The 23,617-nt window shown below is 65.3% G+C and carries 23 protein-coding genes; 7 read left to right on the top strand and 16 right to left on the bottom strand.

Annotated features, from left to right (window positions below):
- Window positions 1-129: 129 nt before the first annotated feature.
- From F0185_RS29495 to F0185_RS29485, 3 genes are all read left to right on the top strand, one after another.
- A complete protein-coding gene (locus F0185_RS29495; RefSeq protein ID WP_229477261.1) occupies window positions 130-1,317 on the top strand; it encodes a tetratricopeptide repeat protein in 1,188 nt (395 codons plus the stop codon).
- A gap of 44 nt (window positions 1,318-1,361) precedes the next feature.
- Window positions 1,362-1,928 carry a cysteine hydrolase family protein gene (locus F0185_RS29490; protein ID WP_167231255.1) on the top strand — a complete coding sequence of 189 codons (567 nt, stop codon included), beginning with the start codon at window positions 1,362-1,364 and terminating at the stop codon, window positions 1,926-1,928.
- Between the two features lie 72 nt (window positions 1,929-2,000).
- Window positions 2,001-3,611 carry an alkaline phosphatase D family protein gene (locus F0185_RS29485; protein WP_167231252.1) on the top strand — a complete coding sequence of 537 codons (1,611 nt, stop codon included), beginning with the start codon at window positions 2,001-2,003 and terminating at the stop codon, window positions 3,609-3,611.
- Here F0185_RS29485 and F0185_RS29480 read toward each other — a convergent pair.
- The 8 genes from F0185_RS29480 to F0185_RS29445 form a co-directional block, all read right to left on the bottom strand.
- A complete protein-coding gene (locus F0185_RS29480; RefSeq protein ID WP_370664088.1) occupies window positions 3,608-5,371 on the bottom strand; it encodes an ABC transporter ATP-binding protein in 1,764 nt (587 codons plus the stop codon). The two genes, F0185_RS29485 and F0185_RS29480, sit on opposite strands and share 4 nt — an antisense overlap.
- A complete protein-coding gene (locus F0185_RS29475; RefSeq protein WP_167231249.1) occupies window positions 5,368-5,934 on the bottom strand; it encodes a TlpA family protein disulfide reductase in 567 nt (188 codons plus the stop codon). Before F0185_RS29475 ends, F0185_RS29480 begins: the two co-directional genes overlap by 4 nt.
- Window positions 5,934-6,455: a MauE/DoxX family redox-associated membrane protein gene (locus F0185_RS29470; RefSeq protein ID WP_167231245.1), complete on the bottom strand. Its 522-nt coding sequence runs from the start codon at window positions 6,453-6,455 to the stop codon at window positions 5,934-5,936. Before F0185_RS29470 ends, F0185_RS29475 begins: the two co-directional genes overlap by 1 nt.
- A complete protein-coding gene (locus F0185_RS29465; RefSeq protein WP_167231242.1) occupies window positions 6,452-7,336 on the bottom strand; it encodes an SDH family Clp fold serine proteinase in 885 nt (294 codons plus the stop codon). Before F0185_RS29465 ends, F0185_RS29470 begins: the two co-directional genes overlap by 4 nt.
- On the bottom strand, window positions 7,333-8,331 hold the full coding sequence (locus F0185_RS29460) for an ATP-grasp domain-containing protein (RefSeq protein ID WP_167231239.1): 999 nt from the start codon (window positions 8,329-8,331) through the stop codon (window positions 7,333-7,335). The genes F0185_RS29465 and F0185_RS29460 overlap by 4 nt, the downstream gene beginning before the upstream one ends.
- A gap of 69 nt (window positions 8,332-8,400) precedes the next feature.
- Entirely contained in the window at window positions 8,401-8,577 is a 177-nt protein-coding gene (locus F0185_RS29455; RefSeq protein WP_166887463.1) for a hypothetical protein, read from the bottom strand.
- Between the two features lie 89 nt (window positions 8,578-8,666).
- Entirely contained in the window at window positions 8,667-8,825 is a 159-nt protein-coding gene (locus F0185_RS29450; protein ID WP_167231203.1) for a hypothetical protein, read from the bottom strand.
- 185 nt (window positions 8,826-9,010) lie between these two features.
- Window positions 9,011-9,565 carry a DNA-deoxyinosine glycosylase gene (locus tag F0185_RS29445; protein ID WP_167231236.1) on the bottom strand — a complete coding sequence of 185 codons (555 nt, stop codon included), beginning with the start codon at window positions 9,563-9,565 and terminating at the stop codon, window positions 9,011-9,013.
- Between the two features lie 79 nt (window positions 9,566-9,644).
- Between F0185_RS29445 and F0185_RS29440 the strand changes: the two genes are divergently transcribed.
- The 3 genes from F0185_RS29440 to F0185_RS29430 are packed head-to-tail and all read left to right on the top strand — an operon-like array spanning window position 9,645 to window position 11,598.
- Complete coding sequence (locus F0185_RS29440; protein ID WP_167231233.1) at window positions 9,645-10,091, top strand: Mpo1 family 2-hydroxy fatty acid dioxygenase; 447 nt, start codon at window positions 9,645-9,647, stop codon at window positions 10,089-10,091.
- 50 nt (window positions 10,092-10,141) lie between these two features.
- Window positions 10,142-11,110, top strand: coding sequence for a DMT family transporter (locus F0185_RS29435; RefSeq protein WP_167231230.1), 969 nt, complete (start codon window positions 10,142-10,144; stop codon window positions 11,108-11,110).
- Window positions 11,107-11,598 carry a GNAT family N-acetyltransferase gene (locus F0185_RS29430; protein ID WP_166887478.1) on the top strand — a complete coding sequence of 164 codons (492 nt, stop codon included), beginning with the start codon at window positions 11,107-11,109 and terminating at the stop codon, window positions 11,596-11,598. The genes F0185_RS29435 and F0185_RS29430 overlap by 4 nt, the downstream gene beginning before the upstream one ends.
- A gap of 240 nt (window positions 11,599-11,838) precedes the next feature.
- On the opposite strand, the gene F0185_RS29425 is transcribed toward F0185_RS29430, so the two are convergent.
- The 8 genes from F0185_RS29425 to F0185_RS29390 form a co-directional block, all read right to left on the bottom strand.
- Window positions 11,839-13,332, bottom strand: a complete 1,494-nt coding sequence (locus F0185_RS29425) for an ABC transporter permease/substrate-binding protein (RefSeq protein ID WP_167231227.1) — start codon at window positions 13,330-13,332, stop codon at window positions 11,839-11,841.
- A 17-nt stretch (window positions 13,333-13,349) separates the two neighbouring features.
- On the bottom strand, window positions 13,350-14,573 hold the full coding sequence (gene hutI, locus F0185_RS29420) for an imidazolonepropionase (protein WP_167231224.1): 1,224 nt from the start codon (window positions 14,571-14,573) through the stop codon (window positions 13,350-13,352).
- Window positions 14,574-14,576: 3 nt separating this feature from the next.
- Window positions 14,577-15,161, bottom strand: a complete 585-nt coding sequence (locus F0185_RS29415) for a HutD/Ves family protein (RefSeq protein ID WP_167231221.1) — start codon at window positions 15,159-15,161, stop codon at window positions 14,577-14,579.
- Window positions 15,158-16,531 carry a formimidoylglutamate deiminase gene (locus F0185_RS29410; protein ID WP_166887487.1) on the bottom strand — a complete coding sequence of 458 codons (1,374 nt, stop codon included), beginning with the start codon at window positions 16,529-16,531 and terminating at the stop codon, window positions 15,158-15,160. Before F0185_RS29410 ends, F0185_RS29415 begins: the two co-directional genes overlap by 4 nt.
- An 8-nt stretch (window positions 16,532-16,539) precedes the next feature.
- The gene (gene hutG, locus F0185_RS29405; protein ID WP_167231218.1) at window positions 16,540-17,328 is read right to left on the bottom strand and encodes an N-formylglutamate deformylase; all 789 of its coding nucleotides are present in this window, start codon (window positions 17,326-17,328) and stop codon (window positions 16,540-16,542) included.
- A gap of 58 nt (window positions 17,329-17,386) precedes the next feature.
- Window positions 17,387-18,937 carry a histidine ammonia-lyase gene (hutH, locus tag F0185_RS29400; protein WP_167231215.1) on the bottom strand — a complete coding sequence of 517 codons (1,551 nt, stop codon included), beginning with the start codon at window positions 18,935-18,937 and terminating at the stop codon, window positions 17,387-17,389.
- A 41-nt stretch (window positions 18,938-18,978) separates the two neighbouring features.
- The gene (gene hutU / locus F0185_RS29395) at window positions 18,979-20,691 is read right to left on the bottom strand and encodes a urocanate hydratase (protein ID WP_167231212.1); all 1,713 of its coding nucleotides are present in this window, start codon (window positions 20,689-20,691) and stop codon (window positions 18,979-18,981) included.
- Between the two features lie 132 nt (window positions 20,692-20,823).
- Window positions 20,824-22,503, bottom strand: a complete 1,680-nt coding sequence (locus tag F0185_RS29390) for an amidohydrolase (protein WP_167231209.1) — start codon at window positions 22,501-22,503, stop codon at window positions 20,824-20,826.
- Window positions 22,504-22,779: 276 nt separating this feature from the next.
- Between F0185_RS29390 and F0185_RS29385 the strand changes: the two genes are divergently transcribed.
- The gene (locus F0185_RS29385; protein WP_229477260.1) at window positions 22,780-23,445 is read left to right on the top strand and encodes a transposase; all 666 of its coding nucleotides are present in this window, start codon (window positions 22,780-22,782) and stop codon (window positions 23,443-23,445) included.
- Window positions 23,446-23,617 lie beyond the last annotated feature (172 nt).

The following is a 23,617-nucleotide window of genomic DNA, read 5'->3' as shown; positions in this document are numbered from 1 at the left end:
TTGGCCGAGAAAGCGGCGAAATATGGACCGTCCCAGGTATTTTTGCAGCCGACGATCCCAAGTCCGACAGGCTGCTAGACTTTCGGCGTTTCGGCGACGATACTGAAAGTCAGACTTGAGGAGGCATCGATGCGACACCTTGCCAGCTTGGCCATCTTGACCTTGTCCCTGCTGGGCGGCGGCTGCGCCAGCGTGCGCGTGCCGCCCCCGCTGCCGCTGCCGGCGGTCTTGAGCGACGCCACCTTCACGCCGGCGCCGGCGGCGGTCGGCCCGGACCAGCTGTTCGTGCTCGGTCCCGCCATGCGCGCCTATCTCGACAGCCCCGAGTTCCACAGCGTGCTGCGCCGGCTCGGGCCGGAGCGCGGCCTGGTCGAGGCGCTCTACACCAAGGGCGAGCTGAAACTCGAATACGACGCCAGCGTCACCCGCAACGCCGCCGAAACGTTCGATGCGCGCATGGGCAACTGCCTGTCGCTGGTGGTCATGACGGCCGCTTTCGCCAAGCACCTGGGGCTGGAAGTGCAGTACCAGGACGTGATGATCGACGAAACCTGGACCCGCAGCGGCGGCCTGTATTTCGCCAGCACCCACGTCAACCTCTCGATGGGCAAGCGGCGCACGGTGCAGGCGCGCACCCTGGGCGGCGAGGAGCGCATGATCACCATCGACTTCCTGCCGCCCGAAGACAGCGCGCGCTACAACACGCACGTGATCGAAGAGCGCATGATCGAAGCGATGTTCATGAATAACCGCGCGGCCGAAGCGCTGGCCGAGAACAATCTCGACCAGGCCTACTGGTGGGCGCGCGCGGCGGTGATGCACCTGCCGACCTACTCGACGCCCTACAACACCCTGGGCGTTGTCTACCAGCGCCACGGCGACAATGCGCTGGCCGAACGCGCCTTCAAGGCCACCCTGACCCTGGAGCCCGAAAGCACGATCGCCATGCACAACCTGGTGCCGGTGTTGTCGAAACTGGGCAAGGAAGCGGAGTCGAAGGCGCTGGCGGCGCGCCTGGCCACCCTGGAGCCGACCCCGCCCTACCACTACTTCCACCTGGCGATGAAGGCCCTGGAAGAGCTGCGCTACGGCGAGGCGCGCGAGCTGCTCAACAAGGAAGTGCGGCGCGCGCCCTTCAACCACGAATTCCACTTCTGGCTGGCGATGACGCACTGGCGCCTGGGCGAAGCGAACGCCGCGCGCGACGAGCTGGCGCTGGCGCTCGACAACAGCACCACGCACGCGGCCAGCGAGCGCTATTCGGCCAAGCTGGCCTTCCTGCGCTCGCAGATCGGCAAGCGCCAGCGCGCTTATTAAGGCGCCACTATAATCGACGCTCGTCCCTTCTTCAGCGAGCCCGCATGCGCACCGACCTGCCAGCCTTGATCATCATCGACATGCAAAAAGCCATGGCCAATCCGGCCGCGGGAGAGCGTAACAACCCGCAGGCCGGCTCGCGCATCGCCGACCTGCTGGCGGCGTGGCGCGCCGTCGATGCGCCCGTGGTCCACGTGCGCCACATGTCGCGCACGCCGGGCAGCTTGTTCTGGCCCGGCCAGCCGGGCGCCGAATTTCAGGATGCGCTGCTGCCGCTGGCGCGGGAACACGTGGTCGAGAAAAACGTGCCCGATGCGTTCATCCATTCGGGCCTCGAACGCTGGCTGCGCGTGCGCGGCATCACGCGCATCGTCATGGCCGGCGTGAGCACCAACAATTCAGTCGAAGGCAGCGCGCGCAGCGCCGGTAACCTGGGCTTCGACACCACCGTGGTGGCCGACGCCTGCTTCGCCTTTGCCTGCACCGACTACGCCGGCCAGGCGCGCAGCGCCGCCGACGTGCACGCGATGGCGCTGGCCAACCTGGACGGCGAATACGCCACCATCGGCGACAGCGCCGGCGTGCTGCGCGCCCTGGCCGGCGCAACATGATTTCCCTTTAGCAATTCATGAATAGGTCATAAACAGGCTCTAGACTTCCAGCCATTCTTCACTGGAGCCTTCATGACCTCAACACTTTCACGCCGCGGTTTCCTCACGCGCGGCGGCATCATCGCCGGCGGCACGGCGCTCAACGGGTCGCTGCTGCTGTCGGCCTGCGGCGGTTCCGACTCCCCTGCTCCGGCCATCGTCACCAGCGACGCCGAACGGCCCAAGCTGCCCTCGGGGATCCAGTTCGGCGACGTGACCGGCGAACGCGCCGTGATCTGGAGCCGCAGCGACCGCACTGCGCAAATGATTGTCGAATACGACACCAGCGAGCGCTTCACCAACGCCAGCCGCATTGCCGGCCCGACCGCCACCGAGGCCACCGACTTCACCTCGCGCGTCGACTTGTCGGGCCTCCCGGCCGGCCAGACCGTGTTCGTGCGCGTGAAGTACGTCGACCCGGCCAATGGCCGCATCGAGAGCGAGCCCGTCGCGGGCCAGTTCCGCACCATGCCGCAGGCGGACGGCAAGCGCGCCATCCGCTTCCACTGGAGCGGCGACCAGGCCGGCCAGGGCTGGGGCATCAATACGGATTTCGGCGGCGTGCGCATGTACGAATCGATGCGCAAGCGCGATCCGGATTTCTTCATCCATAACGGCGACACGGTCTACGCCGACGGCCCGATCGCGGCCGAAGCGAAGGCCGAAAATGGCCAGATCTGGAAAAGCATCGTGACCGAAGAGGTGAGCAAGGTCGCCGAAACGCTCAAGGAATTCCGTGGCCGCCACTCTTACAACACGCTCGACCTGAACTTTCGCAAATTCGCCGCGCAAGTGCCGCAGATCTGGCAGTGGGACGACCACGAAGTGACCAACAACTACAGCGGCGCCAAGGACCTGGCGGCCGATGCGCGCTACAAGGAAAAGAACGTCGCCACCCTGGCCGAGCGTGGCCGGCGCGCCTTCCTGGAATACGCGCCGATGCGCTTTTACAAACAGGCCGAACCCCAGCGCATCTACCGCAGCATCGCTTACGGCCCGCTGCTCGACGTGTTCGTGATCGACATGCGCAGCTATCGTGGTCCCAACAGCACCAACCTGCAGACCGAGGAAAACGCCGCTTCGGCCATCCTCGGCTCGGCCCAGGTGGACTGGCTGATCGCCGAACTGAGCGCCTCGAAAGCGACCTGGAAAGTCATCTCGTCGGACATGCCGATCGGGCTGGAAGTCGCCGACGGCAAGGACGCCAAAGGCGTGGCGATGTGGGAAGCGGTGGCCAATGGCGTGAGCGGGCCGGCCTCGGGACGCGAGCTGGAAATGGCGCGCCTGCTCAAGGGCATCAAGGCGGTGCCGAACGTGGTCTGGATCACGACCGACGTGCATTACTGCGCGGCCCATTACTACGACCCGGCCAAGGCGCACTTCACCGATTTTGCGCCGTTCTGGGAATTCGTGGCCGGCCCGATGAATGCCGGCGCCTTCGGTCCGGGCAAGCTCGATATGACGTTCGGCCCGACCGAGGTGTTTGCCAAGGCGCCGCCGATCCAGAATTCGTCGCCGTTCGCCGGCTACCAGTTCTTCGGCGAAGTCAATATCGACCCGCAGTCGAAGGCGATGAAGGTCGAGCTGTTCGATCTCAATGGCGTATCGCAGTTCAGCAAAACGCTGACGGCAGCCGGGGCTTAAGCCGGAACCAGATCGTCGCCGGCCCGTGCCAACTGGTGGCGCATCAGGTGGAAGTACAAGCCCTCCTGCTGCGCCACCAGTTGCGCGTGCGTGCCCTGCTGCGCCAGCCTGCCCTGCTCCAGCACCAAGATGCGGTCGGCTTTGACGATGGTGGAAAAGCGGTGCGCGATGATGATCGTGGTGCGCCCTTGCATCAAGGTGTCGAGCGCGCGCTGCACCTGCAGTTCGCTGGAGGAATCGAGCGCGCTGGTCGCTTCGTCGAGGATCAGGATGCGCGGATCGCGCAGCAGGGCGCGCGCAATCGCGATGCGCTGTTTCTGCCCGCCCGACAGTTGCGCGCCACGCTCGCCGACCACGGTGTCATAGCCATCCGGGAAGGCGCTGATGAAATCGTGGGCATAGGCCAGGCTGGCCGCCGCCTTCACTTCATCCAGGGTCACGTCGCGTTCGGCCACCGCGAACGCGATGTTCTCGAATATGCTTCCCGAAAAAAGCGATGGCTCCTGCTCCACGATCGCCAGCTTGCTGCGGATGCCCGCCAGCGTCATGGCGCTGGCGTGAGCACCGTCGAACAAAATGCTGCCGCTGTCGGGCTGGTAGAAACCCAGGATCAGGCTGGCGATGGTCGACTTGCCGGCGCCGGATGCGCCGACCAGCGCAATCGTCTCGCCGGCGGCAATCGAAAAATCGATGCCGTTCAACGCCGGCGTATCCGGCCGTTCGGGATACGCAAACGCCACGTTCTCGAATGCCAGCTTGCCCTGCAAGCGCACCTCGCCACCCGGCGCGGCTTGCTGCGCGCGTTCGCTGTTGATGACGTTGAAGATCCATTCGGTGGCGCCGATGGTGCGCATCCACGCGTTCCAGAATTCGCCGATGGCGCCGGCCGCTTCGGTCACCATGCTGGCGTACAGGATAAAGGCGGTCAGGTCGCCCACCGACAGCGCGCCCTGTCCGATCAGGCGCGCGCCGAACCATAAAGTCCCCAGCAGCGCCAGGTACACCAGGAACGACGAGCCGCCGCGAAACAGCGCAAACAGCGCGCTGCTCGACACCGACAGCGACAAGGCATGCCCGGTCGCGCCGGCGTAACGCGCGCGCGCGGTGCGCTGCTGGCTGAAGGCATGCACCAGGCGGATATTCGAAAAATGCTCCTGCGCGACCTTGCCGCATTCGGCCTGGCCGTCCTGCATCAGGCTGGCGCGCTTGCGGTACACCTTGCCCGTCATTTTGCCGATGAATAGCGTCGCCGGCAAAAAGATCACCAGCATCAGGCAGAGGACCGGCGAAATTGCCAGCAGCATCGCCACGCCGCCGATGAACACGCACAGGCAGCGCAGCGAGACGGCCATCCCCATGGTCAGCGTGTCGTGCAGGATTTCGACATCGGCCGTGAGGCGGTTAGTCAGTTCGCCGACGTGGTGCTTGTCGTAGAAGCCGATTGGCTGCCCGATCAGCGCCGCGTACAACTGACGCCGGATGCGCGTGACGATCATGTAGCCGGTCGACTCGAAAATGTAATAGCGCGCGGTGGCCGCCACTGCCTGCAGCGCGAGCACGGCCAGCATGATCAGCGCCAGTGAGCTGAACCACGCCATGTCGTTCCTCACGTTGATGTTATCGATGAAGTACGACAGCGCCTTGGGATAGGCCAGCTGGATCAGCACCGTCACCGCCATGCACACCAGGCCCGCGCACAGGCGGCCGGCGAAGGGGCGCAGCAGGCGCAGGCGGTCGAGATGGGGCGACGCCCGGCTCACGCGCCTGCCTCTTGCGCCGTCGGCATCTCGTCCATCTGTTCGCAAAAACTGCGCCAGTCGTCGTCGCCGATCATGCCGCGCGCGTCCAGGGTGCCGGCCTGGCTGACGAACAGGTACGAAGGTGAAGACATGAGCGGGTTGAGCATGCCGTAGTCGGCGCCGGAGACGCGCACGGTGCTGCCTTCCAGCGTGGTCGCTTGCAGGAAGCGGCGCAGGCGCCAGCCCGGCTCCAGGCTGACCAGCCAGAGCGCCACGCCGGCTTCGCGCGCCAGCGGCGCCAGGTGTTCGATCTCGGGCAGCTTGTGGCGGCATTTGGGGCAAGCGCTGGAGAGGAACAGCAGCACCGCCGGCTGGCCGTCATCGCCCACCGTGAGAGGCGCGCCGTCGGCCAGGCGTTTGCCGCTAAAGGCGTCAAGCGCTTCGCCCAGCGGCAGGATCGATGCCGCCTTTGCGGCCGCGCTGAGATGATGCACGACTTTCAAGAGCTGCAACGACAGCTTGAGGTTCAGCGCCACGCTCAACGCCAGCAGCAGCAGGATGACGGCCAGGACGTCGCTATCCATCACGCGCTCCGCTTCAGGGTACGGGCAAGATCGTGGAAGCCGATGGCGCCGATCGTGGCAATCGTCGCCAGCGCGGCGGCCAGCACGCTTTCCTTTTTGCCGAAAACGGCCCCGCCGGGCAATGCAAGGCAGGCGCCGATGGCGGCGATGACCAAGCCGTTGCGCAGCAAGTCGTAGCCCGATACCGGCCGTTCGCTCTCGCCGAAGCAGCTGCATTTGACGCTGCCTTCGACCACGTAGCGGTAGCCGACGAGCGCCGTCAGCACGACGAACAGCACGAGGGCGGCCGCCATGCCGATGCGGCCGATGCCGCCGCCGGCCAGGATCAGGCCCGCCAGCAGCGCCTCGGCCGCGATGACGGCGGGCGCCAGCAGCGCCGACGCCTGCCGCTTCACGCCGAACGACTCGACCAGGTTATGCGTGAATGCGGACAGCGTGCGCAATTTGCCGATGGCGGCGCACACGAGCAAAAAGGCAGTGAAGAAGCGGATGATCTCCGCGAGGTAGGCTGCGGCGCTCATACGGCCAGCTTGCTCCAGCGCGGCAGGAAGCCGCCGCTGCGATGTTCGCGCAGCATGCCGCCGTCGCGCGTGGCCAGCAGCACATCGTTCCACGGCGCCTCGGCCGATTCGCGCAGGCCGCCGCCGACAATCGTTTGCAGCACGCGCGATATGCGCCAGGCGCATTCCTCGACCTGCGCTTCGCGCCGGATGTTCAACCCCAGTTTTGCCAGCTCCTCGCCGGTGAGCGCGTAGTTATGCGAGTAATGGCCGAACATCAGTTCCTTGACCACGTCCTGGCGCGTGGCCTCGGGTTTGTCGGGCATGTGAAAGCGCAGCAGTTCTTCGCCGATCCGCATCACTTCCTCGGTGCTGCGGTAAAACGCGGTGAGGGTCGGCGGAAAGATGCTGTTGCACAGAAGACCGAGCGACTGCAGGCGCGCTTCGTCGGAACTGACGCCGAACCACTCCTCGCTCATGGCGCCGAACATCTTGATGTCCTGGCACGAGAACGATGAGGCGGCGCTGTCGTCGTCGGCCCCGCCATGCAGGTGCGGATCGATCGGCGAGAACATGGCCAGGTCGCCGGCGATGATTTCATCGGCCGCCAGCGCCAGGATGGTGGCCGAGGATTCGCAGTGATACGGCACGATGAACGCCAAGTGCTCGCTGAACTGGCGCAGCAGCAGCGCGATGCGGCGCGCCGCGTTGACGATGCCGCCGCGGCATTGCAGCACCACGTCCAGGCGCGCCACCCGGCCGATTGCGCGGCACTGTTCATATAGAGTCGGCAGGATCTCCATGTCCAGGTTGGAGGCGGCCAACACCAGCACGCGGCTGTCGCGCAGCGCTTCGATCTCCTTGATCTGCTCACGCACTGGGAAACGGTGTGACTGGGTCATGCGCACTCCTCGACAAGTCGGTCGGCCAGCGCGTCGAGCATGGCCAATGCGGGAATCAACTGCTCGATGTAGAGGAACTGGCCGACCGGATTATTTTCCAGGAAAACGATCTCGTCATCGGGCGTGACGATCAGGTCCAGCGCGCCGTAGGCCAGTCCGTAGCTGCGCACGAACGCCAGGCAGCGCTCGCGCAGCGCGTCCGGCAAGACAGTCGCCTCGTACAGGATATCGGCCGACATGTCGCGCGAATCGATGGCGGTGCGTTGGTCGTCCTGCGAATGGATCCTGGCCGCGAACACGCGCTCGCCGATGATCGTCACGCGCAGTTCGTACCGTTTGGGAATGTACTCCTGAAAATGGCAGGCCAGTTCGCCGACCGAGTCCAGTTGATCGAACATGGCATCGTCGACCACGGTGGTGCCGATGCCCTGCGCCACGCGCTCATCGTCGGCCAGGTCCTCGCCCCCGAGATTGGGGCTGGACAGGGCCTTGAAGATCATCGGGCCATCAAAACTGGCGCGGAAGGCTTTCACTTCGGCGGGTGAATTGGTCGTCAGCGACGCGGGAATGCGAAAGCCCATGCGCGCGGCGCGCTGCAATTGCTCGCCCTTCCACATGGCGCCGCGCAGGGCTAATGGATGGCTCATCCAGAAGCAGTCGAGCGTGTAGAGCATGCCGAACAGCGCCTGCTCGGTTTCGGCCCTGGCGAAGAGGCGTTCCTGGACCCCGAGGTCGGGGCTGAGAAAACCGAATTCGGCCGGCTTGCGGCTCCAGATCGCGCCTACTTCGGCCAGGTCGAGCGACACGCCCGAGGGCAGGTGGCGGATCCACTGGCGCAGGCTACCCGCGGCAAACCATTGGGCGCTCTGGTAATCGCGCGGGAAAGCATCGAGGTCGATGCGGAAGGCCGCGCATCCTTTCGCTTGCAGGATGGGGATGAGCAGGTCGACGTGCAGGTCGGCGCTGTTACTGACAATCAGAACCTTTTTCGCCATATGCCGCTTTGAAGATGTAACGGAAAACGCCCTGCCCGAAAGAGCAGGGCTTGCCCGGGTGTCAGGCGCTCAGCACCATACGCCGAGATCGCGGCCCCAGTACCCATCTGCACGCTGGTCTTCGCCGGAGCAGCCGGCGCTGGCGACGCCGTCGCGCAGTTTCCATTGCGGGGCTGGCTTGGCTTGTTTGGCTTTCTTTTCAGCCAGTTTGAAGGCAAACAACTTGGTGTTCTCTTGCTTTTCCATGGACCGATCTTTCAAAAAGTGACGTGGAGGACAGCGATATGGATAAAAAAAGCCCTGCGACGAGCAAGGCTTGTTATCCAGCGACGTTGTCAGCAATAGATGCCGTTGTCGCGGCCCGGACGGCGGTCGCCGCGTGCATCGGGACCGGAGCAGCCGGCAGTGGAGACGCCTTCGCGCGCTTGCCACTGCGGCGCCGGTTTTGCTTCTTTGGTTTTTTTCTCGGCCAGCTTGAACGCGAACGTTTTCATTCCATTTTGATTTTTCATTTTCGTATCTCTCTAAAAATAGCGAAATTCAATCCAACGGTGTACCGCTTAGAGCGGCAAGGAAATCCTAGTCGCATGCCAAACTTGCGTCAAGATAAATATTATTCTATGGTTAATGCAAATCGCATCATCGGTGACGCTCGTTGCTGCGAGCGCGCGGGCATGGACTATGCCGGGCTGCTCGCCTGGGGACTGACCTCATCCCCCAAGGTCCGCCACACCAGCAATTTATCGGCATACGGCGCCGTGTAGGCCGGGCTGCTCGACGGCAGGTTGACGATGCGATAGCGCCGCGCCAGTTCGCCCAGCGCCTTCATTCCCAGCCGCGCCGCCGTGCCGCCATTGAATGCAATCGTTGCCAGCTGCGGCAGGCTCTGCACCAGCCCCGCCAGGTCGTTGCCGACATGGCCGCGAATCTGGCTGTCCAGACTGCCCTCGCGGCGGGCCTGCGCCACCACATCCCACAGGCCGATGCCGTGCGTTAGCAAAGCCGCCAGGCGCGCCTCGTAATCGAACGCCACCAGGTCGACACCGGTGACTTCCGACATCAGCGCCCAGAAGCGGTTCTGGCGGTTGCCATAATATTGCTGCTGCGCGAGCGAGCGCTCGCCCGGCAGGCTGCCGAGCACAAGAATGCGGGTGTGCGCATCGACCACCGGCGCAAAACAGTGCTTGAGCGTGGCCTCGTCCGCTTCGACATTGGCAAGCTGAAAATCGTTCATGCCGCGATTCTAGCAGCCCGCGAGAGAGGTGTAGAATCGTCCGGCAAGCCAACCACAACAACAAAATCCGGAGACTCCCATGGACCAAGCTAACCAGCCGCGCGCCATCGACACCTTGCTCGCCAAATACAGCGAAAGCCACCTGAACCACACCAACGAGTTGATTCACTTCGTCTGCGTGCCGGTGATCGTGTTCACCCTGCTCGGCATTATCTGGTGGATCCACCCGTTCGCGGCCGTGGCCGTCACCGTGCTGTCGCTGTGCTATTACTTCCAGTTATCAAAACCGTTTGCGGCCGGCATGCTGGCCATGTCGGCCCTGATGCTCGGCCTGCTCAGCCTGATGCCGCCGGCCACCGTGTTGCCGCTGTCGCTGGCCATTTTCGTGCTGGCCTGGATCGGGCAGTTCATCGGCCACAAGATCGAGGGCAAAAAGCCATCGTTCTTTGACGACCTGCGCTTCCTGCTGATCGGCCCGCTGTTCGTGCTGAGCTTCCTGTACCGGCGCCTCAACCTGGCCTGGTAGCCGATTGAGGCTGGCGGGCAGAAAGTTGCGAATCACCGTATACTTTCCGGATGTCATCTCCACTCCTCTTCGCGATCGCGGCCCTGATCTGGGGCTCCACCTTTTTTGCCATCACCTTGCAGCTGGGCGAAGTCGCGCCCGCAGTGTCGGTGGTGTACCGCTTCGGGCTGGCCTCGGCCACCCTGTTCGCCTGGTGCCTGGTGCGCGGCGACAAGCTGCGCCTGCCATGGCGCGCCCAGCGCTGGGTGATGTTGCAAGGATTTTTCACCTTTGCCCTGTCGTACGTGTGCACTTACGGTTCCGAGCAATACCTGGTGTCGGGCCTGGTGGCGGTGCTGTTCGCGCTGATGGTGTTCTGGACCCCGATCTGCAGCCGCATCGCCTTCGGCACGCCGATTTCCTGGCGCACCTGGGCCGCCGGCCTGATCGCCATCGTCGGCGTGACGATGCTGTTCTTCAACTCGATTGCCGGCGCCTGGAAAGAAATCGCCGGCGGCGGCAGCGGCCACTTCCTGCTCGGCCTGGTACTGGCCCTGGTCGCCACCATTGCCAGCTCGGCCGGCACGGTGGTGGTAGCCAAGGTGCGCGAGCAATCGTCGAACCTGATGCTGACCATGGCCTGGTCGATGTTCTGGGGCACCTCGATGGTAGCCGCCTGGGCGCTCGCCAGCGGCCAGCCATTCGTGCTGCCGGCCGCGCCGCGCTACTGGATGGCGTTGCTGTACCTGTCGCTGTTCGGCTCGGTGATCGCCTTCAACGCCTACTTCACCCTGATCAACCGCATCGGCTCGGCAAAAGCCGTGTACATCGGCGTGGTAACACCCGTCATTTCCGTGCTGCTGTCGATCCAGCTCGAACATTACCGGCCCGGCCCGGTCGAATGGCTGGGCATGGCCGTGTGCCTGGCCAGTGTCGCCTGGGCACTGCGCGCGCCGGCCGTATCGGCGTCCGCGCCCTCTTCCGCTTCAACCCAACCCGCGCCAGCAGCGAGCCTGGCCGCCATTCCCGAGGTTCCATGACTACCGATAACAATTTCAGCATCCGCCCGGCGCAGCCGTCCGACGTCGCCCACATTTACGGCATGATCGTCGAGCTGGCCGTGTTCGAAAAACTCGAACACCTGGTGGTGGCCACCGAAGCGCAGTTGCACGACGCCCTGTTCGGCCCGCGTCCATCGTGCGAAGCGCTGGTCGGGGTCGAGGGTGAGGAAGTCGCCTGTTTCGCCTTGTTCTTCCACAATTTTTCCACCTTCCTCACGCGCAAGGGCCTGTATCTGGAAGACTTGTACGTCAAACAAGTTCATCGCGGCAAGGGCTACGGCAAGCAGATGCTGGCCGCGCTGGCGCAGCTGGCGCTGCAACGCGAGTGCGGACGGTTCGAATGGTCGGTGCTGGACTGGAACGAGAACGCCATCAACTTTTACAAGAGCGTGGGTGCGCAGATCTTGCCGGACTGGCGTATCTGCCGCGTCGACGGCGAGGCGCTGGGCAAGCTTGCGGCGGCCTGAAAAAGAAAAAGCCCACGGGATAACATCACCGTGGGCAAACCCATTTTTTTAGAATGGGGAGGGGAGACTGGAGACAATCTACGGCTTCACTATAGTTGCCGCTTGCAGCGAACTGGCCGGGCTTTACAATTGCTTACCTCTGTTTAGTTACGTAACTTGTTGTAAGCAATTATTACCTTCTCCGAAACGGCGCCTTTGACGCGGCGCAAACCACAGCGCTGGCGGATCAAGCGCGCAACACTAATTGCGGCGCGCGATCAAGCGTTCTCCCGCTTCAAACAAACCCTGCGTCAGCAAAGCCAGCAGCGCCGCCGGAATCGCGCCGGCCAGGAGCATATCGTTATCGTTGAGCGCAAGGCCGATCGTGATGCGCTCGCCAAAGCCGCCCGCGCCGATAAAGGCCGCGATCGTCGCGGTGCCCACGCTCATCACCGCCGCCGTCTTGATGCCGGCCAGGATCACCGGCAGCGCCAGCGGCAGTTCGACATCGATCAAGATAGCGCGCCGGCCCAGGCCCAGCGCCTGCGCCGCCGTGCGCAAGCCCTGCGGCACGCCCAACAGGCCGGTGCAGGTATTGCGCACGATCGGCAGCAGCGCGTAGACGAACAGGGCGACTAACGCCGGCACGGTGCCGATCATGCCCAACAGCGGAATCAATATCGCCAGCAAGGCCAGCGAGGGCACCGTTTGCAGCATGCCGGCCAGCGCCAGCACCGTTTGCCGCAGCCGTGGCGCGAAAGCGGCCACGATCCCGAGCGGAATGCCGACCAGGCAGGCCAGGATCACCGACGCCAGCACCAGCAGCACGTGCTGGCGCGTCAGGGTCCACAGGCCGGCGTCGAACATCTTGCTCATCAGGCCCCCGCGCGCGGGACCGTGCGCAGCACTGGCCGGGACCAGCCAGTTCTTGGCCACGGCGGCAAAGGTCTTGCCTTCCAGTTCGACTTGCGCGTTCATGGCGATCATCTGCTCGGCCGTGATGCGCCCTTCCAGTTTGGCGATGGCGGCCCACTGCCCGGGAAAGCGCTGCGGCGCGTCGAGCCGGTACAACAGCATGGCGTCGTAGCGCGGAAAATACCCCAGGTCGTCCTTGAGCACGCGCAGGCCATATTGCCGGATCTTGGCGTCGGTCGAATAGATGTCGATCAGGTCGACCTGGCGCTGCGCCAGGGCCTCGTAGGCGATGCCGTGATCGAGCCCGCGCGGCGTGTGCGGCAGCCCGTAGCGCTGCCTGAGGCCCGGCCAGCCGTCGGCACGGCCGATGAATTCGTGCGACAGGCCGAGCTGGAGCCCCGGCTGGCGCGCCAGGTCCGACAGGCTCGCCATATCCTTGCTGTCGGCGCGCATGGCCAGCGCGTAGGTATTGTTGAAGCCGAGCGGCACGGCCACGCCCAGGCCCATGGGTTTCAAGGCGGCGCGCATCTGCTCGAGCGAACCGGGGCTGCTGTTCTTGAGGATTTCGAGCTCGATCGTGCCCCGATATTCGGGATACACGTCGATGCTGCCGGCCTGCAGCGCGGCCAGCACGATGGCGGTATTGCCCAGGCCCTGGCGGTGTTCGGCCTTGCCTTGGGTCGCTGCGGTCTGGGTCAGCACTTCGCCCAGGATGTACGACTCGGTGAAGCGCTTGGAACCGACGCGCAGGGTGTCGCCGCCGGCCGCCGTGGCGGCGCCCCCGAGAAGCAGCGTAAAGACAGATAGCCAGCGCAAGGCCGTGGCAAAAAAGGTGCGCACGGCACTCTCCCGACAAATTAATCGGGCAAGCTTACCACCGGTTTGCGCAGCACGCCCGCATTGACGACAGCGCGGCAGGGGTTCAAGCCCATCGCGTACGACAGGTCGGCCGGGCGCGCGATGTCCCACAGCGCGAAATCGGCGCGCTTGCCCACCGCCAGCGAGCCGATCTCGGTCGCCATGCCGAGCGCGCGCGCGGCGTGGATGGTGGCGCCGGCCAGCGCCTCCTGCGGCGTCAGGCGCCACAGGGTGCAGGCCATGTTCATCGCCAGCAGGATCGATGTCAGCGGCGAGGTGCCGGGATTGCAGTCGGTGGCCACCGCCATCGGCACGCCCGCTGCGCGCAGGGCGGCAACCGGCGGCTGCACGGTATCGCGCAGGAAGTAGTACGCCCCCGGCAGCAGCACCGCCACCGTGCCGGCCGCCGCCATGGCGTCGATGCCGGCCAGGCTCAGATGTTCGAGGTGATCGGCCGACAGTCCGCCGAAGCGCGCCACCAGCTCGGCCCCGCCCTGGTCCGACAACTGCTCCGCATGCAGCTTGACCGGCATGCCGTGGCGCCGCGCGGCCTCGAAAATGCGCTCGGTCTGGGCATTGGTAAAGCCGATCCGCTCGCAAAAGGCGTCGACCGCGTCGGCCAGGCCAAGGGCCGCCAGTTGCGGCAGCATGCGCTGGCAGATCTCGTCCACATAGTCGTCGGCGCGGCCGGCAAATTCGGGCGGCAGCGCGTGCGCGCCCAGGAAGGTGGCCGACACGGCGACCGGCAGCATGTGCGCCACGCGGCGCGCCGCGCGCAGCATCTTGGCTTCGTCGTCCAACGTCAGGCCGTAGCCGGACTTGATTTCGAGCGTGGTCACGCCTTCGGCCAGCAGGCTGGCCACGCGCGGAAGGCTCTGGCGCAGCAGCTCGTCTTCGGACGCGGCGCGGGTGGCGCGCACGGTGGACATGATGCCGCCGCCGGCGTTGGCGATGTCTTCATAGGTGGCGCCGTTCAGGCGCGCCTCGAATTCGTCGCTGCGGTTGCCGGCGTGGACGATGTGGGTGTGGCAGTCGACCAGGCCGGGCGTGAGCCAGCAGCCGCCGCCATCGTGCACGGTTTTCGCCGGCGGCGCTTTGGCGCGCGGCCCGAGCCAAGCGATGCGGCCTTCATGCACCGCGACCGCGCTGTCGCGCAATTCGCCGTAACCCTGCTCCATGGTGGCCAGGTGCACATTGGTAAACAGCGTGTCGTAGACGAACATCGGCTAGTCCTGGTGAAAGTAGATATCGACGATGAAGATCGTCGCCTGGCCCGCTTCCAGCGTCCAGGTGGCGTCGCTATCGAACAGCACCGCATCGTAGCGCACCATGCCGAACCGTTCATCGTCGCTGCTCACCTCCAGGCTGTCGCCTTCGGCCAGGAACAGGATGGTCAGGTCGGCGCGCGTGGCAAAACCGGACATGCCCGACAGGCTGCGCCTGCCCAGCTGGTGGGAGCAACGCAAGCGGCGCGTCATGACGTTAAAGTCCGTGGTCGGCTGCGCGCCGACGGTGGCGACAACCTGCGCTTCACCGGCAAATTCGAGCACCGGCTCCTCGTCGCTGAGCACAAAGCGGCCGTCGCCCTCGATATCGAACGTCACGCCCGGGCCGTCGACCAGCGCCAGGGTGCGGTCGATGCCCTCGAAGACCGAGAACGGCCCGCTGCTGGCGATGGTGGCCAGGCTGATGCGCCAATCGAAAGAGTCGAGCCCCGCGTGCGGCGGCGAGAGCGCGATTTCGGTGGTGCTGCCGCCGCCGTTTTTCCACGGGGACGCCACCAGGCTGGCGTAGGGAATCAGGATCGTCATGGTCGTAGCTTGCGCAGTTGGGCGATGGTCTGTTTGTAGCGCTGCGCAATCGCCGTTTGCGCAATGTGCTCGCGATGGCGCACGACCCAGCGGCCGCCCACCATCACATCCCTGACCAGATTGTCGTTCCCGCAGAAGATAAAACTACCCAGCACATCGTCCGCGCCGATACCGGCCAGATTCGGATGCTCGCTGTCGAGCACCAGCAGGTCGGCCCGTTTGCCCGCCGCCAGCACGCCCACCGGGCGTCCGCTGGCCAGCGCGCCGCCCTGCAAGGCACTTTGCCACAAAAAGTCGCCCACGCGGCGCTGCGCTGGCGAGGCCGCCACGTTGCGCTTCTGGTGCAGCAGGCGCTGGCCGTATTCGAGCCAGCGTAACTCCTCCACCGGCGACTGCGACACGTGGCTGTCGCTGCCGATGCCGATGCGCCCGCCGGCGGCCAGGAACGGCGCGAGCGGGAACAGGCCGTCGCCCAGGTTGGCCTCGGTGGTCGGGCACAGGCCGGCCACGGCGCCGCTGGCGGCCAGCGCCGCGACTTCGCCATCGTCCAGGTGGGTGGCGTGCACCAGGCACCAGCGCGCGTCCAGCGCGACGTTATCCATCAAATAGCGCACGGGGCGCTGGCCGGTCGCCGCCAGGCATTGTTCGACTTCGCCCTGCTGCTCGGCGATGTGGATGTGCAGCGGACGGCCCGCCGGCAGCGCCGCCAGCAGCTCGCCGATCTGGCCCAGCGACGCGGCGCGCAGCGAATGCGGCGCCACGCCAACTTCGACCTGCCTGCCGCGCAAAGGTTCGAGCGCCTCGACGATGCGCAGCACGTCGGCGGTATCGCTGCGAAAACGCTGCTGCTCGGGCGCGAGCGGCTTGTCGCCGAAGCCGGCGTAGCTGTACAGGACCGGCAGCATGGTCACGCCGATGCCGGTCATGTGCGCGGCGGCGACCACGCGTTCGGCCGTTTGCGCCGGGCGCGCGTACAGCGCCCCGGCCTGGTCGCGCTGCACGTAATGAAATTCGCACACCGACGTGTAACCATGACGCAGGCATTCCGAGAACAGCTGCGCGGCGATGGCCTCGATATGCTCGGGCGTGATGTTGTGCGCGAAGCGGTACATCAGCTGGCGCCAGGTCCAGAAGCTGTCCGGCCCGTCGCCGGCGGTTTCGGTCAGGCCGCCGAGGGCGCGCTGGAAAGCGTGCGAATGCAGGTTGACCATGCCGGGCAAGACGATGTCGGCCAAGGGCTGGCCGGCGTGCACGGCGCCCGGCGCGACCGTCAACAAGGTGCCGCCCGCATCCCATTCGAGCAGGACGTTGCTCTCCCAGCCGTGCGCCAGCAAGGCGTGGCGCGCGAACAGGGCGGACGGCTCACTCATCGGCTCGCTCATTCGCGCACCCATCCCACGGCCGCTTCGGCCAGCTTGCGCAGCAGCGGCTGGACCTCGGCCGCGACCTCCGGCCGGTAGGCGAACGGCGCGCTTTCATCCATGTACAGCACCTGGCACATCTCCAGCTGGATTGCGTGCACGTTGACGTCGGGCTGGCCGTAGTGGCGCGTGATGTAGCCGCCCTTGAAGCGGCCGTTGACGGCGACCGAAAAACGGTCCTGCGCCTGCGCCACGCCGACCACGGCATGTTCGAGTCCGGGCGCGCAGGAAGTGCCCTGGGCGCTGCCGAAATTGAGGTCCGGCAGGCGGCCCTGGAAAAAGCGCGGCACCCTTGATGCGATCGAATGCGCATCCCACAGCACCACCTTGCCGTGCAGCGCCAGCAGGCGGTCGATTTCGCCGCGCAGCTGGCGGTGATACGGCTGCCAGTAGCGCACCAGCCGTCCGCGCACGTCGTGCTCGTCGGGCTCGCGGCCATCCTGGTACAGCGCCGTGTTGGCGAAGGTATCGACCGGACAAAGCCCGGTCGTGTCCAGCCCCGGATACAGGTTGGTGTCTTCGGGCGGGCGATTGAGGTCGATCACGTAGCGCGACCAGCGCGCCGCCAGGGTCGAGGCGCCCATCTCCCCCAGGAAGCCGTACAAGCGGGCCAGGTGCCAGTCGGTGTCGGGACGGGCCAGCGCGTCGGGCGACAGGCGCGCGGCGATGTCGTCCGGGATATCGGTGCCCACGTGCGGCATCGACACCAGCAAAGGAATACTGCCCGCCTTGAAGTCAAAATCCATGATCGCCCACCTTTACTTTTTTTGCATGTTGGCCTGCTTAGTTGGCCTGATTACCAAGTCAAGCGTACAGCCCCGCGAACAGCGCCTTGCAGGACGCACTCAATTCGCCGCCCAGCACCATCTGGCGCGCCGCCTCGATATCGGGCGCGAAGAAGCGGTCGGCATCGAAAAACGGCACCTTCCGGCGCAATTGCTGGTGCACGTGCTCCAGGTGCGGCGAGGAGGTGAGCGGCCGATGGAAATCGATTCCCTGCGCCGCCGCCAGCAGCTCGATGGCGACAATCACCGCCGTATTGTGCGCCATCTCGTCCAGGCGGCGCGCCGCGAAGGTCGCCATGCTGACGTGGTCTTCCTGGTTGGCCGAGGTGGGCAGGCTGTCGACGCTGGCCGGATGCGCCAGCGACTTGTTTTCCGACGCCAGCGCGGCGGCGGTGACGTGGGCGATCATGAAGCCCGAATTGACGCCCGGCTCGCGCACCAGGAATGGCGGCAGGCCCGATAAAGTGGCGTCGATCAGCAGCGCGATGCGGCGCTCGGCCAGGCCGCCGATTTCGGCGATCGCCAGCGCCAGCGTGTCGGCCGCAAAGGCGACCGGCTCGGCGTGGAAATTGCCGCCCGAGATGATCTCGCCGGTGTCGGCGAAAATGAGCGGATTGTCGGTCACGGCATTCGCCTCGATCAAAAGGGTGCGCGATACGTTCGCGATCAAGTCCATGATCGCGCCCATGACCTGCGGCTGGCAGCGCAGGCTATACGGATCCTGCACGCGCTCGTCGCCGACCAGGTGCGAAGCGCGGATCGCGCTCGACGCCACCAGCTGGCGATAGATGGCGGCGGCCGCGATCTGGCCCGGCTGGCCGCGCACTGCGTGCACGCGCGCGTCGAACGGCGCATCGCTGCCCTTGGCCGCGTCCAGCGACAGGGAACCGGCCACCATGGCCGCTTCCAGCAAGCGCTCGGTCATGAACAAGCCATGCAGCGCCAGCGCGGTCGAGACCTGGGTGCCGTTGATCAGCGCCAGGCCTTCCTTGGGGCCGAGCACCACCGGCGCGATGCCGGCCGCCTTGAGGGCATCCGCCGCTTCCATCAACTCACCATTGACGCGCACCTGGCCCACGCCCAGCATGGCGAGCGTCATGTGCGCCAGCGGCGCCAGGTCGCCCGAGGCGCCGACCGAGCCCTTGGCCGGAATGGCGGGCATGATGCCGGCGTTGTACAGCGCGATCAGGGTGTCGATGATGAGCGGGCGCACGCCCGAAAAGCCGCGCGCCAGGCTGCCGATTTTCATCAGCACGATCAGGCGCACCACCGCGTCCGACAACAGCGCGCCGGTGCCGACCGAGTGCGACAGGATCAGGTTGCGCTGCAGTTCTTCCAGCTTTTCGTCGGGAATGCGGGTCTTGGCCAGGATGCCGAAACCGGTGTTGATGCCGTAGGCGGCGTCGCCCTTGGCGACGATGGCGTCGACCGCCGCGGCCGAGGCCAGGATGGCCGGGTAAGCCGATGGCGCCAGCGTCAGCGCGCCCGGTGCGGCCCAGACGGCGCGCAGGTCGGCCATGCTCATGGCGCCGGGAGTGAGGGTCCAGCCTTGGTTCGAAGTCGTGTTCATGTTTGCTCTGGTCAGATATGCGTGGGTCGGAATGTTGCCCGTTACGGAAGCATCGGCAGGTTCAGGCCATTGCGCTTGGCGCAGGCCACCGCCGTCTCGTAGCCGGCGTCGGCGTGGCGCATGACACCCGAGCCGCTGTCGTTGACCAGCACCCGCGCCAGCCGCTTGGCGGCGGCGTCGGTGCCGTCGGCCACGATGACCACGCCCGAATGCTGCGAGTAGCCCATGCCGACCCCGCCGCCGTGATGCAGCGAGACCCAGGTGGCGCCGCCGGCGGTATTGAGCAGCGCGTTCAGGAGCGGCCAGTCGGAGACGGCGTCGGTGCCGTCGCGCATGGCTTCCGTTTCGCGATTCGGGCTGGCGACCGAGCCGGTATCGAGGTGGTCGCGACCGATGACGATAGGCGCTTTCAGCTCGCCCGTGCGCACCATTTCATTAAACGCCAGGCCGGCGATGTGGCGTTCGCCCAGGCCCAGCCAGCAGATGCGCGCCGGCAGGCCCTGGAAGGCGATGCGCTCGCGCGCCATGTCGAGCCAGTGGTGCACCTGTTTCTGTTCCGGGAACAGCTCCTTGATCTTGGCATCGGTCTTGTAGATATCTTCCGGATCGCCCGACAGCGCCACCCAGCGGAACGGACCGCGCCCTTCGCAGAACTGCGGGCGGATGTAGGCCGGCACGAAGCCGGGGAAGTCGAAGGCGTTCGCCACGCCCTGGTCCTTGGCAACCTGGCGGATGTTGTTACCGTAATCGACCGCCTTCACGCCCATGGCGTGGAAGTCGAGGATGGCCTGCACGTGCACTGCGCACGACGACGCCGCCTCGGCGGTCAGGCGCGCGTGCTGCGCCGGGTCCTTCTGGGCGGCCTTCCACTGTTCCACCGTCCAGCCGCGCGGCAGGTAACCGTTGATCAGGTCATGCGCCGAGGTCTGGTCGGTCACCATGTCGGGCACCAGGCCGCCCGCTTTGGCGCGCCGCACCAGCTCCGGCAGCACATCGGCCGCGTTGCCCAGCAAGCCGATCGACACCGCTTCGCGCGCCGCCGTGTGTTGGGCGATCAGCGACATGGCGTGGTCGATATCGGTGGCCTGCTTGTCGAGGTAGCCGGTGCGCAGGCGGAAGTCGATGCTGCTTTGCTGGCACTCGATATTGAGCGAGACCGCGCCGGCGAAGGTGGCCGCCAGCGGCTGCGCGCCGCCCATGCCGCCCAGGCCTGCGGTGAGAATCCAGCGTCCGCCCCAGTCGCCGCCGAAATGCTGGCGGCCTGCCTCGGCGAACGTTTCGTACGTGCCCTGCACGATGCCCTGGGTGCCGATATAGATCCAGCTGCCGGCGGTCATCTGCCCGTACATGAACAGGCCCTTGCGGTCGAGTTCATTGAAGTGCTCCCAGTTGGCCCACTTGGGCACCAGGTTCGAGTTCGCGATCAGCACGCGCGGCGCGTCGGGGTGGGTCTGGAACACGCCGACCGGTTTGCCGGACTGGATCAGCAAGGTCTGGTCGTCTTCCAGTTCGCGCAGGGACGCCAGGATCTGGTCGTAGCAGGCCCAGTTGCGGGCCGCGCGGCCGATGCCGCCGTAGACCACCAGGTGCTTGGGATTTTCCGCCACCTCCGCATCCAGATTATTCTGGATCATGCGGTAGGCCGCCTCCGTCAGCCAGCTTTTGCAAGCCAGTTCGGTGCCGCGCGGGGCGCGGATCGTGCGGCTGGCGTCGAAGCGGGGATCATCATCGAAACTGGTCGGATCGGTGGTCATGGCATCTCCTTCAAGAGTTTAGGGGCAGGCGCGTGCGCAAGCGCCACGCGCCCCGTGCAGCTTCAAAGTCTAAGTTGTATATACAACCAAGTCAAATCATTTATGCGCGCTTGCGAACGCCCCCTTCCAGGCTTACTCTTTCTTGAACACCTGGCGCCCTGCGACCCAGGTTTGCAGCACGCCGACCTTGTGGATATCGGCTGCCGGCATGGCGAACAGGTCCTGGTCGACGACGATGAAATCGGCCCACTTGCCCTTTTCCAGCGAGCCGGTGGATTGTTCCTGGTGGCCGGCGTATGCCGCGTCGAGCGTGAAGCAGCGCAGCGCTTCCTTGAGCGTCATGGCCTCGTTGGGGTACCAGCCGGCGGCCGGCTGGCCTGCCGCATCCTGGCGCGTGACGGCCGCGTGGATCCCGAAGAAGGGGTTGGACGACTCGACCGGGAAGTCCGAGCCGCAAGCGATGCGAGAGCCCTGCTTGAGGAAGGTGCGCCAGGCGTAGGCGCCCTTGATGCGTTCGGGGCCGACGCGCTGTTCGGCCATGTTCATGTCGGAGGTGGCGTGGGTCGGCTGCATCGACGGCACGATGCCGATGGTCTTGAAGCGCGCGATATCGGCCGGGGCGACGACCTGCGCGTGCTCGATGCGGTGGCGCAGCGCGGCGCCGCCCTTGCCTTTGTAGCGTGGGATCAGCTGCTGGTAGCCATCCAGGATCTGGCGGTTGCCGGCGTCGCCGATGGCGTGCACGTTGACCTGGTAGCCGCGCCGCATGGCCTTGTCCATCATTGCGTAGATATCCGCGTCCTGGCGGAACAGCAGGCCGTGCGACTTGGGCTCGTCGCTGTAGGGGGCGATCAGGGCGGCGCCGCGGCTGCCCAGGGCGCCGTCCGAATACAGCTTGACCGCGCGCAGCGCATACAGGTCGTTGGCATAGGTCTTGAGCGGGCCTTTGGCCGAGAGCTGGTCGAAGTCGGCGCCGGCGTCGCCGATCATGCCGTACACGCGGGCGGTGAGCTTGCCCTGGTCGGCGTAGCTGCGGTAGAGCGCATCCTGGCTGACGTTGATGCCCGCATCGTGCACGCTGGTCAGGCCCATTTGCGCAATCTGCTTGAGGGCGCGCTCGAGGACCACCCGGGCCTGGGCGTCGGACTGCCTGGGCAGGACCTTGGCGACCAGGTCCTGGGCGGCGTCGATCAGGACCCCGGTGGCATTGCCGTCGGCGTCGCGCACGATTTTTCCGCCGGCCGGGTCGGGCGTGTCTTTGGTGACGCCGGCCAGTTGCAGGGCGCGCGTGTTGGCCCAGCCGGCGTGGCCGTCGACCCGTTCGAGCCAGATGGGGCGGTCGGCGACGGCGCCATCGAGTTCGGCGGCGGTGGGGAAGCGGCCCAGCTTCCAGATTTCCTGGTTCCAGCCGCGGCCGCGCAGCCAGGCGTGCGAGGGATTGGCGCGGGCGTACGCGGTGGCCGCGGTGAGGGCGTCGGCCAGGGTGGCGCTGCCGGCCAGGTCGAGCTGGGTGAGCATCTCGCCGAGGCCGAATACATGGCCGTGGGCGTCGATCAGGCCGGGGAGGACGGTTTTGCCCTGCAGGTCGATATGACGCGCCTTGGGCGCCTTGGCGCGGGTATGGGCGGCGCTGCCGACGGCCAGGATGCGGCCCTTGTCGTCGAACGCCAGGGAAGTGAAGCGCAGCAGCTCATTGCGGCTGTTGAGGGTATAACCGTTGGCGTTATCGAGGACGGTGTCCGCCTGCGCCGGCGCGAGCGCCCCGAGGGCGGCGAGGATGGCGAGGCAGCACTGCAAAGGGATCGGGCGCATCATTTCTCCATTCGGTGGGCAAGACCAAAGTGTAGCGCGCTTTGCCTGGTCGTCAACTTGTTGCTTGACCGCGCTCCCACCGGGGTCAGAGCTTTTATTAGCAACTAAATTCTCGATTGCATGCACTTGTTTCCACCGGGGTCAGAGCTTTAACTAGCAATAAAGTCGCACCCAATTGATGCAACACCATAGTCGAGCCGCCTCAAGCGATACGCTGATTGAGCCCGTTTATGCCCAACCTTCTTTCATGAGTGCCTTATGCCGCGCAGACCCCGCTTGACCGTCCCCGACATCCCGCTTCACATCATTCAACGAGGCAATAATCGCCTGCCCTGCTTTTTTACTGAAGCGGACTATCTTGTGTATCTCGACATGCTCCGTCTTTCCGCGCAGCAGGCAGGATGTCGTGTGCATGCATATGTACTGATGACCAACCATGTGCATTTACTGGTATCTCCGCAGTCATGCTCATCGCCCGCCATCATGATGAAGGCGCTGGGGGAGCGCTACGTTCCGTATGTCAATCGGCGTCGTAGCCGCACCGGGACGCTGTGGGAGGGACGATATCGGTCGTGCCTGGTCCAGGACGCTCAATATTTGTTTGTATGTCAACGCTACATCGAATTGAACCCAGTGCGGGCTGGCATGGCGACTCACCCGCTGGACTATCGGTGGTCGAGTTATCAAGCGAACGCGTACGGAGAAAGAAACAATATTATCGAACCACACATCCTCTATGATGCCCTCGGAGCCGAGCGGCTCGAACGCGAACTCAGGTATCGCGCACTGTTCGAGGAAGAAATGCCGTGGGAAATGGTCGAGCAGCTACGCCATGCGACTCATCAGAACGCCGTTTTTGGAAGCGAGGAGTTCATTGATCAGATGGCGATTGCCAGCGAAAACGATGTAATGCCACGGCGAAGAGGACCGCGTCAGGACTAGTCTGCGGACAATCATTTCCAATAAATGCTCTGACCCCGGTTATAAGCATTCCCTTATACATAAGTCCGTCAGCCCAAGCCATCGCGTAGGGCGCGCAGTGTTTCTGCCGAGGCGTGCACTTGATTTAGCCCTTTCCAAATCGTCTTGACGCCGGGCTCACCGTCGCCGGCAC

It is taken from the genome of Massilia rubra (genome assembly GCF_011682065.1).
Lineage (GTDB): Bacteria > Pseudomonadota > Gammaproteobacteria > Burkholderiales > Burkholderiaceae_D > Telluria_A > Telluria_A rubra.
Note: the sequence above shows the minus strand (reverse complement) of the source record. Positions and strands in the feature narration are given on the sequence as shown.